Below are 17,588 nucleotides of genomic sequence, written 5' to 3' on the forward strand. Positions count from 1 at the left end.
GCCCGAATTTAGAATAAAAAAGCGAAGAAAAAATAAATTCTGGCAGTTTGCTTACACATCCACCTTGTTGAACCTCCAGAGTGACGTGGCTAACATTGTAAGGGCGAAGAACAGAAGACCCAGGAAAGATATGCTGATATCAGCTGGTGTATACATATAGTGAATACCCATTACAGAGAAGTTATCTCCTAAAGCAAAGTAGCGGATTCCGTTTGCCAGAAGTGTCAGCGGGTTAAACATTGAGAGAAACCTGAGGACAGCAGGGAAGGCATCAACGGGATATAACGCATTGCTTACGAAAAACAGGGGCATACTGAGAAGGGTAAGAATAGACTGCATTCCTTCCGGGTTCTCAATGGTGATGGCAATAGAACCGGAGAGGAAAAGGAAACCCAAAGTGAAAATCCCTACAAGCAAAAAGATGCCTGCGATTGCAATAAGAGTTTCAGTAAGTGTATACCCCAAAAAGAAATCCATTCCTATCAGTTTTCCGAATCCTATTATCATGGCAGTTTGAATAAATGCTTTTGTTACGCCGGAAAGCCCTACCCCCAGAATGATGTGAAATCTGGGTGTCGGACTTGCGAGAGTTTCCCTTAGCAGGCTATATTTTTTGTCAAACATAAGAGAAGTCCCACCAAAAAGGCTGCTGAACAGCACATCCATAGCAATTATTCCTGCTCCCATATAGGAAAGGTAATCAACATTCTGTACCCCTTCGATGGGCGGGATCATAGAGGTCAGCTGGTCAAAACTCTCTGACATTGCAAGCCCGAAAAATGCCAGCCACATCACAGGCTGGATTAATGAACTGATAAGCATCGATTTAAATCTGAAAAACTTAAGCATGTCTCGCCAGTATATGGCCCGAAATTCAAAATTCATTCAGAGACCCCCATTGGTTCTATTCCTTCATATTTTTCCTGTGGTTCTCCTTCCCTCAAGCCATGCCCTGTGTAGTGAACAAAAACATCATCCATTGAAGGTTTTTTAATGTTTATGGTTGTAATCTCTATTCCTGCCTGTCTGATCTTCTCTATAATTTGGGGAAGTACGTGAGTAACATCTTCTCCAATCATGACTCTCAAAGACTTTGTATCTTCTGTTACGGTTTTTACCGACCCGATTGCCCTTAAAATCTCTGCAACAGTTTTATTATCGCCGGTTTCCAGATAAATCAGGTCTTTACCGAGTTTATTTTTTAATTCATTTGCAGTTCCGGTTACGATTATTTTTCCGTGGTCAATTATGCTGATCCTGTCACTAAGCTGATCGGCTTCTTCCATATAGTGGGTGGTCAGGAATATCGTAGTGCCTTCTCTCTTAATCTCTCTCAAATACTCCCACATCCTCATTCTTGTCTGGATGTCAAACCCTATTGTCGGCTCATCCAGGAAAAGGACTGCAGGTTTTGTCATCAATCCCCTTGCAAGCTCAAGTCTCCTCTTCATACCACCACTCAGATCTTTTGCCAGGGTATCCCTTTTATTCTCCAGCTCTGTTAGCTTTAAAAGCTCTTCAATGCGTGCTTTTCTTTCTTTTTTTGGCATCGAATAGATCTTACCGTGGTATTCCAGATTTTCACATACAGTCATTTCATGATCAAGGCAAAGCATCTGAAAAACAATGCCTATTGACTTTCTTACGGATTTTGATTCCCTTGCCACATCATACCCGTTAACTCTGGCTTCTCCTTTCTGGATCTTCCGAAGCGTTGTAAGAATATTAATCACAGTACTCTTGCCAGCTCCGTTTGGACCAAGAAATGAGAATATTTCCCCCTCTTTTACAGTAAAACTGATATTATCAACGGCTTTTACAGAGCCATATGAGTGCTCAAGACTATCTACTTCTATGACATTTGCAGTCATCTCTAAATCAACCCCCTTCCCCCTGCTGTATTGAACGTACCCCATCACTCTGACTGACCCCAAATTTTGAGTGATAAGTGATTCAGGATATTTGTTGAATCAATTAAGTTCGGATAAATATCAAGATAGTTTTACACGAGTAGTTGTCTCTCAGATGGCTTATATAACTAGGAAATATAGATTCGAAACTATCTTCTCATAAGCTCTTTGTTTTCTGTTTTCAATGCCTGAGAGATACCTAAGATCCTGTTTAATCTTTCTTTCTTTCGTTAATTAAATGGCCAATAACTTTCCCGAGTTTGTTTTTTCAAAATTAATTTTTTTCATAACAATTTTTATTCAATGCAGATTATAAATCCGAAATAGATATCTTTATATATTATCATGACCTGCCAAAAGCCGGTACACTTCTTTTGAATCAACTGATAAATTCTGGACTCTGAAGTTAGAATGAAATTTGAGAAACTGCTCTTAAAAAAATCCGATAACAATTACTTTAAAGTTCATGAAAGTTCCAGAATAATTGAGACCGAAATTCCATTGTATCCTGTATCGTGATCTGCTTCTTGTTTTATACTTATTCTCTTGTAACCAACTCAGGCACTTATAGTTATGCGGTAACCTAATTCTAGTACTGAAATAATTGAACTAGAGCCTGATTATTAATCTCATGCCGGCCCAAAAATCCAACTATGATTATATTTTTAAGTCAGATGCATAAGCAGCTTGTATTTAATTACCAAAATAATGATAACTATCCTGCCTGGGTAAAGCAACGTCAATAGCCATCTTCATTACGATTCAATGGGCAAATTTCAGTGAGCTTATTTTCTTTAATTGTTGGCGATAGATTCGGTTTTTCTTTTTTCATTAGTTAGTTACCAGACGTGTCTGTTACGTCTAAATTGATATCAAACAACTGATTTTTGGTAGGCTGGATAGTTGCCAAATTATGACTTAAATACCTTGGCGAAATCTTTAAATATCTAAAAGTAGACAACCACTTACCGGTAGCCGGTAAAACACAGGGAGGCAAAAGAACAGTATGTTGAAAAATATACAAAAAATAGGGAAATTACTGATAATTACTTGTATGATACTTATAGCGCTGTCCTCACCGGCATTTGCTTCAACGGCAGAGGAAAATGCAGAAGCTATTGAAGGATTACAAACTTCACTTACATTCGTATGGCTACTTCTGGCAAGCGGATTGGTATTCTTCATGCACGCAGGTTTTTCTCTGGTAGAAACCGGGCTTACGAGAAGTAAAAATACGGCTAATATCCTGATGAAAAACTTCATGACGGTAATTCTCGGGATCCTGATCTACTGGGCTGTAGGCTGGGGAGTAATGTATGGAGCTGACGCAGCAGGACTTGTAGGAACGAACCAGTTCTTCCTTGCAGGTGCGGACAATGCAACGTGGAACTCCTGGTTCTTCCAGATGGTTTTCGCAGCCACTGGAGCTACCATAGTTTCTGGAGCAATGGCTGAGAGGACTAACTTCAAGGCATACCTTGTATATTGCATCCTGATGGTAGCTGTAGTCTACCCTGTGTATGGTCACTGGGTATGGAGCGGCTCTGACCTTGCCCTCCTGAGCGGAGCCGAAAGCCCGATCGTAAAAGCAATCGGAGTAGCTCATCATGACTTTGCCGGTTCCGGAGTTGTGCATTCAATTGGAGGATATTCAGCTCTTGCAGGTGTGCTTCTGGTGGGTGCAAGGATAGGTAAATTCAGAGATGGAAAAGCTGTGCCGATTCCGGGTCACAACCTTACCTTTGCTTTCCTGGGAACTCTTATCCTTGCACTCGGATGGATAGGATTCAACGGTGGAAGTACCCTTAGTGGAAACGATGCTTACATGAACCTTGTAATAGCCAACACCTTCCTGGCAGGTGCTGCCGGCGCAGTCGTGACCATGGCTATCACCTGGATGACGACCGGAAAACCAGATCCCTCGCTGAGTGCAAACGGGCTTCTTGGCGGGCTTGTAGCAATTACTGCTCCCTGTGGTTCGGTCTCAAACTGGGCAGCTCTGTTAATCGGAGCCATTGCCGGAGTAATTATCTATACCGGTGTCATGTTCAATGAAAACAGACTAAAACTGGACGATCCTGTAGGTGCAATTGCTGTACACGGATACTGTGGAAGCTGGGGACTGATTTCGGTCGGACTTTTCTCTATAGGAATTGGAAACGGAATCCTTGCAGACGCTTCGTACGCTGCTGCAGTTCCCGGACTCTTCTACGGAGGAGGAATCAGCTTGCTTCTGATCCAGCTGGTAGCAGTTATAGCAACCATTGTCTGGGGCTTCGGGCTCTCGTTCATAATCTTCAAGATCCTCGATGCCGTAATAGGACTTCGGGTATCTGCAGAAGAAGAAATTATGGGTCTGGATATTTGCGAACACGGAATCAGAGCATACCCTGAGTACCTGATGAGGGAGGAATAACATGGCTAAAATATGCAAGGTAGAAGCGATCATAAAACCCCTGAAACTGCATCAGGTAAAGGATGCCCTGGAAGAGGCCGGTTTTCCAAGCCTGACAGTTATCGATGTTAAAGGGCGTGGCCAGCAAAAAGGGATCGTGCAGCAATGGAGAGGCAAAAAATACTGCGTGGACCTTCTTCCAAAAACCAAAGTCGAAGTAGTTGTGGCGGAAGATAAGGTCGAAGAAATCATACAGTTGATCCAGAGCACGGCCTATACTGGAGAAATAGGAGATGGAAAAATCTTCGTAATACCTATTGAAACCGTAGTCCGGATAAGAACCGGAGAACGGAATGGAGATGCTCTTTAACCAGGCACCTCTTTTTTTCCATTTTAACCTCATTAATTCTCAAATACTGAAACGATTCAAGGAATAAGGCAAGATACCATGATGACCGAATTCAAATCCGAAACTCCTACCTTTGAGATTCCCCGCGGATACAGCATGTCTGTAATTAATTTATATTTCTGGGTAGGACTGGTTTCCGCAATCCTGCTAAGAGGTATAATCATAGCTGACCACTACAGTGTTTTCTGGGGAAAGGCAATATGGTATCTTGGAGTCGCAGGTTACCTCTGGTTCTTCACACACAGATACCATATTGCAAAACGAAGGTTTAGTGTGGTTAAAGACCTGAGTCTGCTTGAAAAGGTAAGGGCCAGACAGAAACTTTCAGAAAAAGATCTTGAAGGAATGGAATATCTGCTATGGAGCCTTTCCGTATCAAAAGAGCGTGCAAATTACCTTGTAATTTCAGTGTTCTCAGTAATAGCAATTGCCCTGTCCCTGAGCCTTGACCTGGGAATCCTGAAACTCTGAAAAAGGTTCCCCTCATCTGAAATAAATTCTTTCTACAGGAACCTTTCAATACTTTTTTCTTTGTTTTTTACAGTTTGTTTTTACACATCTATGATTTCTTTGAGCTTTAATTTATGGAGCGAAGTGTAAAACCTCCGGTTTAGCCTATGGGATATAAGCATCAACTTCAACATAGTTATTTTGAGGGCCTTTGCACTTGAAAAACTCTCTTAAAAGACTCTAAGTACTACAGAGAAGAGTTGCCCCAAAGCAAAAAGGCTCAATAAATAGTGAAAAGGCAAAACGAAAACTTTCAAAGCTCCATGAAAAAAATAAGCAATCATAGACACGATTTTCAACACAAACTCTCTTTTAAACTTATTAGCGAAAACCAGGTAATAGGTGTCTAAACTCTGAATGTTAGAGGGTAATTCACTAATGTATCGATTCCAAAATAAGCCTCTTATTTTGTAGTGTAAATTCGTGATTTATAGGCAGATTTAAAAGTCCAAGTTTGTGAACATACTTTGGAATCGCAGTACTAGTAATAGCTATATACCAATGGAAAATAATAACAAGGTAGTTTCTGGGGACGATTAAGAGAACAGGTAGTTCTTTTCAGGATTCAGTACTATGGCCTGAAGTCGTGCTTTAGATAACGAAAAATGATTTTTGTCTAAAATCTGAGGTGAGAACATAATAGAAACAGAGTCCGAACAGATACGTATGCCTCTTATTGGGGATGATGCTCCTTCATTTGCTGCAGTGACAACACAGGGAATGCTCAATTTCCCCGAGGACTATAAAGGGAAATGGGTCATCCTGTTCAGTCATCCTGCAGACTTCACGCCCGTATGCACGACAGAATTCATGACATTTGCCAGTATGCAGGAAGAGTTCCGAAAAATGAACACCGAACTTATAGGGCTCTCTATAGATAGCGTCTTTTCCCATATTGCCTGGCTTAAGCGGATCGAAGAAAAAATAGAATATAAAGGGATGAAAAATCTCGAAGTGAAATTCCCGGTGATAGCTGACCTGAAGATGGACGTTGCCAAAAAATATGGTATGCTCCAGCCAAATGCCTCAACCACGCAGGCTGTAAGAGCCGTATTTATTATAGACCCGAATGCAAAAATCAGGGCAATGCTTTACTATCCACTGTCAACCGGAAGGAATATGCAGGAAATTAAGAGGCTCGTGACCGCCCTGCAGAAAAATGAAGCCGAGAAAGTCGCAACTCCTGCCAACTGGCAGCCAGGAGACGACGTAATCATTCCGCCTCCAAATACAATGGAAGCAGTCAAAGAAAGGCTTGGAAAAACAGAAGAAGGCAAGTCATGCCTTGACTGGTTTATATGCCTTAAAAAAGACAGTCAAAAATAAGTTAAAAACAATAAATCATATTATTTTTTCCTTTTTTCAATAGTAATCTCGCAGAGGGTAAGGGTTTAGGTGAGGATTAAACATGATGAATTTGAAGAGGGACCTCTTACCCCCATAAGAGATTCCCTCTGGCGAACGAAGAAGGTCCAAAACTCCGTTTCGCCATATTTATCTCAATTTTTCATTCAGCTTTTGCTTATTTCAGGTTTCAATTAATCGTGATTTTCTAACCTGTAAACATTCCAACTTTAGAACATTCTATTCAAGTTCTCCAGGGCTGCGAATTTTTTCCATTAATAACGACATTCGTCAGCGAACTGAATTAATCACAATTGAAAGCTGGACATGAAATATGAAGTATGACCCCCCGTCAGCCCCAATCTTTCATGTTCAGCTTGATTCTTAGATATAGATTATATTGAATCCACTAATATATAATATTTACTGGCATTTATCACAATTGATCATTAACTATTACTGAAAAATTAAAAGCAATAAGCAGGAAAAAAGGCCAAAGACAGAAAAGAGGAATTAATTAGCTCTAAATCTAATTTTATCTTAATAAATTTGCGTTTTGAAAACTTATTCAAAAGAAAAATACTGATCGAAAATTAAAAAGAAGGAAGGAATCGGATTTTATTTTTTTCCGAGTTCCTTTGAGCGTTCACTTGCCCTTATAACGGCATTCATAAAGGCAGCCCTGATTCCGGCTTCTTCAAGGGCGTGAACCCCCTGAATAGTAGTTCCGGCAGGAGATGTAACCATATCTTTGAGTTCTCCGGGGTGCATGCCTGTTTCAAGCACCATTTTTGCGGCTCCGAGCACAGTCTGGGCTGCAAGGGCAAGGGCGCTCTTTCTATCCATCCCCTCAAGGACAGCCCCATCAGCCATTGCTTCAATAACCGGGAAAATGAACGCAGGTCCGCTGCCCGAAAGTCCTGTAACTGCATCCATCAGAGATTCCGGCACCTGGACTGCTGTGCCAACCGCAGAAAATATCTCAAGGGCAGCTTTCAGATCATCAGGAGTGGCATTCTTTCCTGGGGAAATTCCTGAAGCGGCTTCAGAAACTGTCGCTGCTATGTTTGGCATCACGCGCACAACCCTGGTGCCTTCGAGGAGAGCAGCTTCGTAGGTGGAGATAGGTACTCCTGCAGCAATTGATATTAAGAGTTTTTCTGAAGTTATATCATTTCTCATATTTGCGAGCACCGAGCCAAGGGTCTGGGGTTTTACTGCAAGGATAAGAATATCCGAATCCCGGACGATATCAGCGTTGTTCGTTGATACCCTGATTCCCAGTTTTGCCTGCAGCTCTTTCAAAAAGGGCTCGTATACATCACTTGCACCTATATTTTCAGGCTTTACGATTCCGGCTTTAATGATGCCCTGCATGAGAGCAGAGCCCATTTTTCCTGCTCCTATGAATCCTATTTTTTGATCTGTCATATATGAAATCTCCTTATTTCCAGAAAATAATTGTAAATTAACTTTAAATTTGAAATGAACTGGTTTCGAAGCTCACCTGCAAGAGGTTAATTTCAAAACATGCCTGCATTTATTACCTGTTGAAGCTTCGGAAACTCAATAGCACCGGTTAGACTCCCTGGATCGATAATACTGGTTTCCAGGACCAGAGGAGATCCGGGAAATCTTCCTGAGCTCGATGGATTTAGTTTAACTCTTCCAGTATGCCGATATTTTCTTTCTTTATAACATTATCATAATTATTATAGCCCAGAATATTTTCAATCTGATTTGTGTGGGCTCCTTTGATTTTGATAAGTTCTTCGGAGTTATAGTCTGTAATTCCTTTTGCAAAGACCCTGCCTTCACACTCGAGTTTCACGACGTCTCCCCTATCAAAAGTTCCCTCAATACCCACAATGCCTGCCGGAAGGAGGCTGTTTTTTCCCAGAACAGCAGCTTTCGCCCCGGCGTCCACACGGACAGTTCCTGAGGCCCTGGCAAGAATAATCCAGCGGGCGCGGTTTTTCTGAATATGCCTTTCAGCAAGGAAGAGAGTTCCGATATCTTCTCCGGAGAGAATCTTCAGGATAATATTCTCGATTTCACTGTTTGCGATTACGACATAGCAGCCTGCCATGCTGCAGATCTTTGCAGCTTTTATCTTGGTCCGCATTCCCCCCACACCCTTGAAGCTTGTAGGGTCACCCCCATAGCTCTCGATTTCAGGCGTGATCTTTTTTATGAGGGTCAGCAGTCTTGCATCACTATGCGTTTTTGGGTTCTTGTCAAAGAGGCCGTCAATGTCCGAAAGGATGATCAGTAGATCGGCATCAATTTTGCTTGCAACCATTGCAGAGAGTTTGTCATTGTCCCCGAATATTGCTTCAATCTCGTTTGTACAGGTACAGTCGTTTTCGTTTATTATCGGGACGACACCATACTCCAGAAGGGTTGAAATGCTGTTTCTCAGGTTAAGGTAGGTTACGCGATCGGAATAGAATTCGTAGGTAAGAAGTATCTGGGCTACTTTCATCCCGTACCTGGAAAAAGCCTTGATCCAGTCCTGCATCAGTATGCTCTGCCCCACAGCTGCAGCTGCCTGTCTTATAGGGATCTCACGGGGTTTAGGGGCTATGCCCATCTCGTTAAGCCCGACGCCTATTGCTCCCGAACTTACAAGGATTACTTCTTTTCCCTGTTTTCGCAGCTCGGATACCTGAGCTGCGATGCTTTCCATGAAGGCCGGGTCAATGTTGCAGTTTTCCTTTGTATGGTCACAGCCTTTTCTGGTGATCGAAGAAGTTCCAATCTTAATAACGATTTTATTAACATCACGGAAGAATTGTTCTCTATCTGTCAATGGAAGTGCCTCTTAAGGTTATTTGGAAAATGGCTGCAGATGATCTCAGCTGCAGTCGGGATTTCCGGTTTTTGCACTTAACCTGCGCTGGTATTTCAATTCAAATATATAAACATATCATAAATATTCAAGGATGTATTAATTCACATCCTTGAACTTAAGGTCAAGCTTCCTGTGAGTATAGGGTTTTGCGTTTTCTCCTGCATAGTCGGCAACAACCTGACCTTTACCCATAAGAATATACTTGTAAATCAGCAGCCCTTCCATGCCAACAGGTCCACGGGAGTGAATCTTGTTTGTACTGATTCCGACCTCTGCGCCTTTTCCATAACGGTATCCGTCTGCAAAACGGGTAGAGGCGTTCACCATAACGCTTGAAGAGTCGACAAGCCCTATGAACTCTTTTCTCCTGGATGCATTTTCCGTGATTATTCCATCGGTGTGGTGGGAGCCGAAGGTGTTTATATGGCCAATTGCTTCTTTTATGGTATCTACGAGCTTTATTGAAAGGATAAGGTCGTTATATTCAAGACTCCAGTCCTCTTCGGTAGCCTTTGAGAGAGGAGAAAGCCCCTTTTCTGCAAGCAGAGAATAGCTGTCCTCGTCACAGCGCAGTTGCACTCCGGCCTCTATGTACATTTCTGCCATCTTCGGCAGGAAAGCTTCCGCAATCCCGCGGTTTATAAGAAGAGTTTCAATAGCGTTGCATACTGCAGGGTACTGGACCTTAGCATCAAAACATACCTTCCAGGCTGTGTCCAGATCTGCAAACTCATCTACATAGATATGGCAGATCCCGCTTGTGTGCCCGAGTACCGGGATTTTTGTATTATCCTGAATGAACTTGACAAACTCATTGGAGCCTCTGGGGATCAGGAGATCTACATACGCATCAAGGCTTAGAAGGCTCATGATCTCTTCTCTGGTTTCCATTAGCTGGAAGGCTCCTTTCGGCATACCCTCGGTGGATTCTATGGCTTTTACAAGAATTTCGAAAATTGTGCGGTTTGACTCCCTGGCTTCACTTCCGCCTTTGAAAATAGTTGCATTTCCGCTCTTCAGACAAAGAGACATTACCTGAGGCACCACATCAGGCCGGGATTCAAAAATTACTCCTATCAGGCCTATAGGGCAGCTAACCTGATAGAGGACCAGATCATTGTCCAGTTCGAGTGTGGAAAGAGTATCCCCTACAGGGTCTTTGAGCCTTATTACATCCCTGATTCCTGCGATCATCCCGTCGACCTTTGAGTCAGTGACCTTAAGCCTATCTACAAGGGCCTGGGTGAGCTTCCCGGCGGTTTTTAGTCCGGCTGCATATTCAAGGTCCTTTACATTTGCCTCAAGGATAGATTTTCTTTCTCTATCCAGAGCTTCTGCCATAGCCTCAAGAGCCCTGTTTTTTACCTCTTCGCTTACATCGGAAAGCTCAATTGAAGCTTTTTTTGCCTTAATCACTTTAGTTTCAATATCTTTAGCCATATATTCACCGTCTTTATGTAATAACCCTGAACGCTTCAACCGGATAAGCTGGTAACATGCTCTTTAACCGAATCCAATTTATTGAACCAGACTTACCGGGTCAAAGATCTACTTAAGATATAATACTTAAAATGTAATTTATTGAGATTATAAGAGGAAGAACTAAATCAATAGAATATTTGATTTTTTTTTCATGCATGGAGATGAAAAAAGAATCAAGAGAGTCCTATGATAAATATTTTTGTATGCCGTCTCGGTATATGATATGGCAAGGTTCTAAATAAAAGATACCATTTAGCGAAGTAATTTTTGGTCCCTGTGACAGAATCAAATAGTTATGTTTATATCATTCTTCTTTTATTCAATTTATATCGATATTTATGGGGTTTATAAAAATCCGCTTGAAGCTGGAATATTTCCTGATTTTATAATTAGCCCGGAGAAATATCTCCATTCATGCTGAAATTGGGAATTAAAAAATGTAGTTTACAGGATCAACAAGAGAATATTATATTACTATAAATAAAAAACTCATTTCTTAAATAACTCAACTAAATCGGATTTAAGGAAAGTTCTCCTGTTATCAAAATATTATTTCAAAACGAATATATATACGATGCATATAACTATAAAATATGCGGCTTCATTTCATGGAGGCGCATACGATATCTTGAAAAAAGAAATTGTAGAACCCCCTGTAATTTTTGAGCATATTTTGCATAAGAAGGAAGGCGGACAAATATTAAGGCCCCGAAACTGGCCATTTTTAACATTATTATTTAACATTATTATATATGATGAGGATGCCATATCCGCCTGGACAAATCATGGTAATCCACTAAGCCGTTTCATAAACAAAGTTTATTATAGGGGTAGATCTATATCGAAATGGGGATAACTTCAGTTGATTGGTGGTGTGTAAAAAATGAAATCATTCGCGTTAGTCCGGGCAGACGACTCGGATAAAGTAAAAATAGCATTACATGACCTAGAACGATACGGACATATTCAATTTTCAGCGACTCCGAAATGTATTGAACCAAACTATGCTGATGAGCTTCTTGTAAATGTAATGGGCGTATCACTCAAGTCAAAATGCAACTCTGCAGCCCTTGTGGAGTTGAATAATCACGCTGGAGCGGCTATTAGCAGGTTGAAGAAGATTCACCCCCCTGCGCATATAATTATTATCAGTCCAAGGCATAAAATGTTTGAAGAGCTGGCTGGCAAATTTCAAAAATATCCGGAATTTGACAGAACATTCAATCATCAAAAAAACCCGCAAAGTATGGATCTGATTCCGGATAATGCAGAATCATCCAATCCCATGCATAAAGAATAATACTTCCTCTTCTTAAGGCTAGAATGCAAATTAATTTTTATTTTTTTCATTTTCTGGAATAGCTGGAGAAAAAGGAAACTCTCTTTTTTATATAGCTGATTTTTTGCAGAATTTTTGCCCAGGTTCCATTCCATTTAATTATTATTTTTATTTTACAGTTTTCCCTTTTAGATCAGTTTTTCCCTTTTTGATTGGTTCATGCTTTTGGAGTGTTCAGTTGGTCCATTAGTTTCGAGTCTCATATTCCATATTCCTGATCGAAAGATGGGCCCGTCTTTGACCTTAGCTTGGAAATGTAAGTATACAGGCTTTCCACATCTTTAATTTCTTTCTGCGTTATTAATTTCAGTTTATTCCGGATCTGGAGTTCAGGCTTTACTCCAAAGTTATCAAAGTATTCTGAAAGTTTGACGGCAAGCAGGTCACCTCTCCGATCCCAGTCCGTGAGTATGATTACCTCGCAGCCGAGTTTCGCGATTCTCTCTGAAAAATTAAAAAGAGATTGGTGGGTTGCAAGCTCAAAGCTGCCTTCAATACCGAGTCGCTTCATGGAAATAATATCTCTTTTTCCTTCAACAATAATCACTGCCCCTCTTTCAGAGTGCTCTGTAAGTTCTGCGATCAGTTCTTCTATCCTTTCCAGTCGTTTTCTGTATATTTCAATATCAGTCACGTTACTCTGCAACCCTTTTCGTTAAACAATAGGTATAGTTTGAAAGCCGTTTCCCGCAGTCCTGTCTTTATCCTTTTAAATGGTCTCCAAAAACCGAAACTGCCCGTTGATGGGAAACCCCTTTTATCAGTAAGGACTTCTTGCTGCTTGTAGCTCCGCTGTTTATCTGGATATCCGAACTGCTGATCCCGAAGAGTTTGGCGAGGCTCTCAATAAGTTGTTCATTTGCTTTTCCTTTCTGGGCGTTTTTAGTAAGTTTTACTTCGATTCTCTTGCGCCATTCATTATAGCCGCTGGGAACGGAAAGTGACCTGGAACCCGGGGTAACTTCAATATCAATAATAATACCGGAATCCAGAGCTTTTATTGCCTCTTCGAAGGACATATGTGTCATCATTTTGAATGTATCTATATAAATGAGTAACTAGACAACCGACAAATGGTAGCAATAACCATCGATCAATAAAAATAGCCCGAAACGAATAAAGCTATAATCCAAAACGGGCTGAAAGACAGCCTGAATCAGCTAATTAAGGAATGATTAAACTATATTTTCAAATTTTCAGTTCGGGAATTGCTCTATAGTTCCATTTCCCCAAATAATCATTCTTGGCAACAAAAATCCTTGGTATTATATTTGAATCGTTTTTAATTATTCCTTCTTATATTATATATTAAAGTTATCAAAAGTGAGTTTTATAAAAATAGATTTGTGTAAATATGAGTTTTATAAAAATAGATTTGTGTAAATATGAGTTTTGTAAAAATGGATTTGTGTAAATATGAGTTTTATAAAAATAGATTCGTGTAAAATAGTGCTGTAGCCCGGACGCACTAACTCCGAAAGTTCATCCTCTGGTTTTCCGCAGTCCCTTTCAGTTACCCTCGTGCCGAGCAGTGTCACACTATTGATGTACCGCATTGGGGTTGTCTATACACTCACAGTTAGGATTTACCATTATCTCATGCAAGGACCTATACAATGCGACATATGACTATATATATTTTCTAACTTATAAATATGCCGGTAAGAATGACCCTCGTCATGCATATATAATTGAGGACAACCGCTTAAAATATAAGAATAAATATTCTGGCATTTCCCAATCAGAGAAAAATGTACGGGCAGCACAAAAGGCGCATAAGGAAAAGTTATATATGATGTATATGTTTGGTCTTTCATTAATTGAGCACAGGCGTTTGATGAGCAGCAGGGGTGCGTATATATGTACGGCACTGAACAGATAATTCCCGGAACAATCATTGCAGGTCCCGAACTGGATCCCATAGTTGGGTACATCTGTGTACGAAACGGGATTATCACGGAAATTGGAGAAGAGCACACATATTCTGCAAATATAATAGCGCCCTGTTTTGTCAATGCCCACACCCATCTCGGAGATTCAGTTTGCAAAGACCCTCCCCTGGGAAACACTACCGGTTTTCGGGTTAAGAGAGATCTTGATTCCCTGGTAAAGCCGCCGGATGGATTAAAACACCGAATTCTCAGGGAAACTTCTTATAAAACACTTATTGAGTACATTAGAAAGTCTCTATTAGATATGATTGCGACAGGGACCTGTGCTTTTGCGGATTTTAGAGAAGGAGGGGTTGTAGGTGTTGCAGCCCTGAATAAAGCTCTTGAGGGGTTGGAATTACATTCCCTTATATTTGGTAGACCCACAGAACCTCAGCTACCTCTGGGGGTGGTGCTTGCCGAAGTAAGAAGGGTTTTATTGAATTCCGATGGGCTTGGAATGAGCGGAGCAAATGATCTCAATATGGAACTCTTGCAGGAGATTATAGCCTGCACACGAGATCGAAAAAAGCTCTTTGCAATTCATGCAGGGGAAAAGAGCAGAAGTGACATTGAAAAAGCCCTCTCTCTGGAGCCCGACTTGTTGATCCATCTAACACAAGCCACAAAAAAAGACCTTGATGAAGTCGCTCAGACAGAAGTTCCAGTTGTTGTCTGCCCGAGATCAAACTTCGTAACAGGAGTAGGAATGGCACCGATAGCTGAAATGCTCGAGGCTGGAATCCGGGTGGCAGCAGGTACAGACAATGTAATGTTAAACTCTGTAAATATGTTTGCTGAAATGGAATTTATGTCCAAAGTCTTTTCGATCGAAGATAGGCAAGTATTTAAAATTTGCACACTTAATGGTTCTTTTGTAATGGGGCCAGACTCCACGGGGTCGATAGAAAAGGGGAATAAAGCTAATTTGATGGTCCTGAATGGGAGTTCAAATAATCTGGCCGGGATAAAGGACCCTATAAGTGGAATCACAAAAAGGGCAAGACCTGACGATATATTAGCGGTGCTTCATTCGTAAAGCAAATGGAGAGCGAGACATGACGAGCGAATTTTACCGGAACATAGTAATTGCAACAGACGGATCTGAGAATACCAGGAAGGCAATTTCTTACGGAATTGAGATTGCAAAACTCAGTGGGGCTACGGTTCACGCACTTTACGTAGTGGACACATCTTCTTTTTCGTCAATACCAATGGATGCCGGATGGGAAGCAATGTACGAAATCCTGAAAAAAGAGGGGGAAAAGGCAGTCTCTGAAGTGAAGAGACAAGGAGAGATTGCAGGCGTGGATGTAAAGGAGGTACTTGAGGAAGGGCACCCGAGTAATGCGATTCTCGAGTTCGCAGAGAATAACAATGCTGACCTGGTAATTATGGGGACACTTGGAAAAACCGGGCTTGACAGATTCCTCATGGGAAGCGTTGCAGAAAAAGTGGTCAGAGGCTCAAAAGTTCCGGTAATGGTCGTTCGTAGTGTAGAAACAAGCTGATATTGCTATCAACTGGAAGCCTTTTGAAGAAGAAGTGATAAACAAAAAAATCCAGGATTCAGAGGACAACACAGGTGTAAATCATATGCCAAAAAACATCTTCATAGAAGATATAATGGTAAGGGACGTCGCATGCGCGACCTTGCCAGGTTCCAGGGACGAGGTTCTTAAAATTCTTAAGAATAAACATATATCGGGAGTCCCGGTACTCAAGGATTCCAAAGTAGTAGGAATCGTGACCCGGACAAACCTGTTACAAAACCCTGAAGAAGAACAGCTGGCCCTTCTTATGACACGAGATCCGATTACCATATCCCCTGGATCGGACCTGCAGACTGCCGCACGCCTGCTTCTGCAGCACGGTATCAGAAGACTTCCGGTCGTCGATGATGGAAAACTCGTGGGGCTTGTTACGGTTGCAGACGTCGTGGGCACAATTGCGGATATGAATATCGATATTCCTATCAAGGACTATGTGGAAAAGGAAGTAGTTGCAATCTACAGTGAAACGCCTTTACCTGTTGTAGCCAGGATCATGGAACTTGCCAGTGTCAAAGCCGTTCCGGTGCTCGATGCTGCCCTGGAACTCATAGGGATAATCTCGGACAGGGACGTTATCTCTGCAAGCGTTATTGAAGACAGTGTGGAGATGTCTGATATGTCCGCAGGCCAGGATGATGATGCGTGGACCTGGGAGTCAATGCGGGATACCATGAGCATCTACTACAGCGTTTCCAGGATCAAGGTCCCAAATCTGATTGGAAGTGATGTCATGATCCGGGAACCGATCACAGCTACCTACATTGCATCTGTCAGCGACTGCGCAAGAAAAATGAAACGTAACAGGATCGACCAGATACCAATCATTAATTCAAACCGCAAGCTTCAGGGCCTCTTAAGAGACCACGATCTCCTGAAGCCCCTGATCGACTCGGAATAAGCCAGGTTAAAATACCGGACTGAAAACAGTTTTGAGCCAGGTCAGAAATAGTTCAAGCTCCTGCTCAAACTTATTCCAGTCAAAAAATAAACACAGACTGGAAAATCCGGTAAGAAAAACAGACTTAAAGTAAAGTGCCAGGTCTATTCCATAATTCTAATGCGGAAAGGCTACTTTTAGACAAAGTGCCTCTCAATTTAATACTTTTTTCAGGAACCATAACATGGACAGGCCCTTCATTTTTATAAACTCTGCTATGTCAGCCGACGGCAAGCTCTCAACAAAGGAGAGGAAGCAAGTAAAGATCTCCGGAAAACTCGATTTTGAGCGAGTGGATGAACTAAGAGCTCAGGCAGATGCAATCATGGTAGGGATAGGAACCGTACTTGCCGATGACCCCAGCCTGACTGTAAAATCTCCTGAACGGAAAGCCGCCAGAAAAACCGCCGGAAAAAACGAAAATCCGGTAAGGATTATTGTGGACAGTGCCGCAAGAACTCCTCTGGATGCCGATATATTCAAAAAAGGAGACGGGCTCAGGATAATTGCTGTTTCAAATTCAGCCTCTGCAGATAATATCAAAAGCCTCGAAGAAAAAGCTCTGGTCATTAAAACAGGAGCCCTTAAAGTTGACCTTGGAGAGCTGGCGGCAAAATTAAAGGAAATGGGCATAAACACCCTCATGGTCGAAGGAGGCGCGACCCTGAACTGGGGTATGATCTCCGCAGGCCTTGTTGATGAGGTCTATACTTTCGTTGGAAACCTCATCATAGGAGGAAAAACAGCTCCGACTTTTACGGATGGGGAAGGTTTCACAGAAGCCGAACTCTTTGGACTTGAATTGCTTTCGGCTGAAAATATTGAAGAAGGTATACTTCTTAAGTGGAAGGTCAAAGGTAAAAGAAACTGAAATTTTTCCTTTCCTTTCCTCTCCTTTATTTCCCTTCCATTACGATTTTAACA

At 41.6% G+C, this 17,588-nt stretch carries 17 protein-coding genes and 1 pseudogene; 11 read left to right on the top strand and 7 right to left on the bottom strand.

Translation table 11 applies throughout. The features are described 5' to 3' along the window. Window positions 1-51: 51 nt before the first annotated feature. Complete coding sequence (locus tag EO98_RS00930; RefSeq protein WP_048140828.1) at window positions 52-885, bottom strand: ABC transporter permease; 834 nt, start codon at window positions 883-885, stop codon at window positions 52-54. Next, entirely contained in the window at window positions 882-1,871 is a 990-nt protein-coding gene (locus tag EO98_RS00935) for an ATP-binding cassette domain-containing protein (protein WP_048140893.1), read from the bottom strand. Before EO98_RS00935 ends, EO98_RS00930 begins: the two co-directional genes overlap by 4 nt. A 1,045-nt stretch (window positions 1,872-2,916) precedes the next feature. Here EO98_RS00935 and EO98_RS00940 point away from each other — a divergent pair. From EO98_RS00940 to EO98_RS00955, 5 genes and pseudogenes are all read left to right on the top strand, one after another. Further along, window positions 2,917-4,326: an ammonium transporter gene (locus EO98_RS00940; protein ID WP_048140831.1), complete on the top strand. Its 1,410-nt coding sequence runs from the start codon at window positions 2,917-2,919 to the stop codon at window positions 4,324-4,326. Window position 4,327: 1 nt separating this feature from the next. Continuing rightward, a complete protein-coding gene (locus EO98_RS00945; protein WP_048135925.1) occupies window positions 4,328-4,675 on the top strand; it encodes a P-II family nitrogen regulator in 348 nt (115 codons plus the stop codon). Between the two features lie 78 nt (window positions 4,676-4,753). Next, the gene (locus EO98_RS00950; RefSeq protein WP_235283622.1) at window positions 4,754-5,185 is read left to right on the top strand and encodes a hypothetical protein; all 432 of its coding nucleotides are present in this window, start codon (window positions 4,754-4,756) and stop codon (window positions 5,183-5,185) included. 187 nt (window positions 5,186-5,372) lie between these two features. Next, a pseudogene (locus EO98_RS18970) lies at window positions 5,373-5,571 on the top strand (transposase); the annotation flags it as partial. A 313-nt stretch (window positions 5,572-5,884) separates the two neighbouring features. Beyond that, a complete protein-coding gene (locus EO98_RS00955) occupies window positions 5,885-6,550 on the top strand; it encodes a peroxiredoxin (protein WP_255350249.1) in 666 nt (221 codons plus the stop codon). Window positions 6,551-7,186: 636 nt separating this feature from the next. Here EO98_RS00955 and proC read toward each other — a convergent pair. From proC to EO98_RS00970, 3 genes are all read right to left on the bottom strand, one after another. Next, window positions 7,187-7,999: a pyrroline-5-carboxylate reductase gene (gene proC / locus EO98_RS00960; RefSeq protein ID WP_048140838.1), complete on the bottom strand. Its 813-nt coding sequence runs from the start codon at window positions 7,997-7,999 to the stop codon at window positions 7,187-7,189. 223 nt (window positions 8,000-8,222) lie between these two features. Continuing rightward, the gene (proB, locus tag EO98_RS00965) at window positions 8,223-9,380 is read right to left on the bottom strand and encodes a glutamate 5-kinase (protein WP_048140840.1); all 1,158 of its coding nucleotides are present in this window, start codon (window positions 9,378-9,380) and stop codon (window positions 8,223-8,225) included. Window positions 9,381-9,518: 138 nt separating this feature from the next. Continuing rightward, window positions 9,519-10,862 (bottom strand): glutamate-5-semialdehyde dehydrogenase, encoded by a 1,344-nt coding sequence (locus EO98_RS00970; RefSeq protein WP_048140842.1) that lies wholly within the window; start codon window positions 10,860-10,862, stop codon window positions 9,519-9,521. Between the two features lie 670 nt (window positions 10,863-11,532). Between EO98_RS00970 and EO98_RS00975 the strand changes: the two genes are divergently transcribed. Next, window positions 11,533-11,760, top strand: a complete 228-nt coding sequence (locus EO98_RS00975) for a hypothetical protein (protein ID WP_162198116.1) — start codon at window positions 11,533-11,535, stop codon at window positions 11,758-11,760. Window positions 11,761-11,787: 27 nt separating this feature from the next. Next, window positions 11,788-12,204, top strand: coding sequence for a DUF356 domain-containing protein (locus tag EO98_RS00980; protein WP_048135917.1), 417 nt, complete (start codon window positions 11,788-11,790; stop codon window positions 12,202-12,204). A gap of 238 nt (window positions 12,205-12,442) precedes the next feature. Here the strand turns inward: EO98_RS00980 and EO98_RS00985 are convergent, their stop codons facing one another. Further along, window positions 12,443-12,877, bottom strand: coding sequence for a toprim domain-containing protein (locus EO98_RS00985; RefSeq protein WP_048140845.1), 435 nt, complete (start codon window positions 12,875-12,877; stop codon window positions 12,443-12,445). 67 nt (window positions 12,878-12,944) lie between these two features. Next, entirely contained in the window at window positions 12,945-13,271 is a 327-nt protein-coding gene (locus EO98_RS00990) for a DUF167 domain-containing protein (protein WP_048140894.1), read from the bottom strand. Window positions 13,272-14,103: 832 nt separating this feature from the next. Here EO98_RS00990 and EO98_RS00995 point away from each other — a divergent pair. The 4 genes from EO98_RS00995 to EO98_RS01010 all read left to right on the top strand — a co-directional run bounded on the left by EO98_RS00995 (window position 14,104) and on the right by EO98_RS01010 (window position 17,535). After that, window positions 14,104-15,213, top strand: coding sequence for an amidohydrolase family protein (locus EO98_RS00995; protein WP_048140847.1), 1,110 nt, complete (start codon window positions 14,104-14,106; stop codon window positions 15,211-15,213). A gap of 19 nt (window positions 15,214-15,232) precedes the next feature. Continuing rightward, entirely contained in the window at window positions 15,233-15,685 is a 453-nt protein-coding gene (locus EO98_RS01000; RefSeq protein ID WP_048140849.1) for a universal stress protein, read from the top strand. Between the two features lie 85 nt (window positions 15,686-15,770). Further along, window positions 15,771-16,625 carry a CBS domain-containing protein gene (locus EO98_RS01005; RefSeq protein ID WP_048136067.1) on the top strand — a complete coding sequence of 285 codons (855 nt, stop codon included), beginning with the start codon at window positions 15,771-15,773 and terminating at the stop codon, window positions 16,623-16,625. 223 nt (window positions 16,626-16,848) lie between these two features. Then, entirely contained in the window at window positions 16,849-17,535 is a 687-nt protein-coding gene (locus EO98_RS01010; RefSeq protein ID WP_048140852.1) for a 2,5-diamino-6-(ribosylamino)-4(3H)-pyrimidinone 5'-phosphate reductase, read from the top strand. Window positions 17,536-17,588 lie beyond the last annotated feature (53 nt).

Source organism: Methanosarcina sp. 2.H.T.1A.6 (assembly GCF_000979455.1).
Classification (GTDB): domain Archaea; phylum Halobacteriota; class Methanosarcinia; order Methanosarcinales; family Methanosarcinaceae; genus Methanosarcina.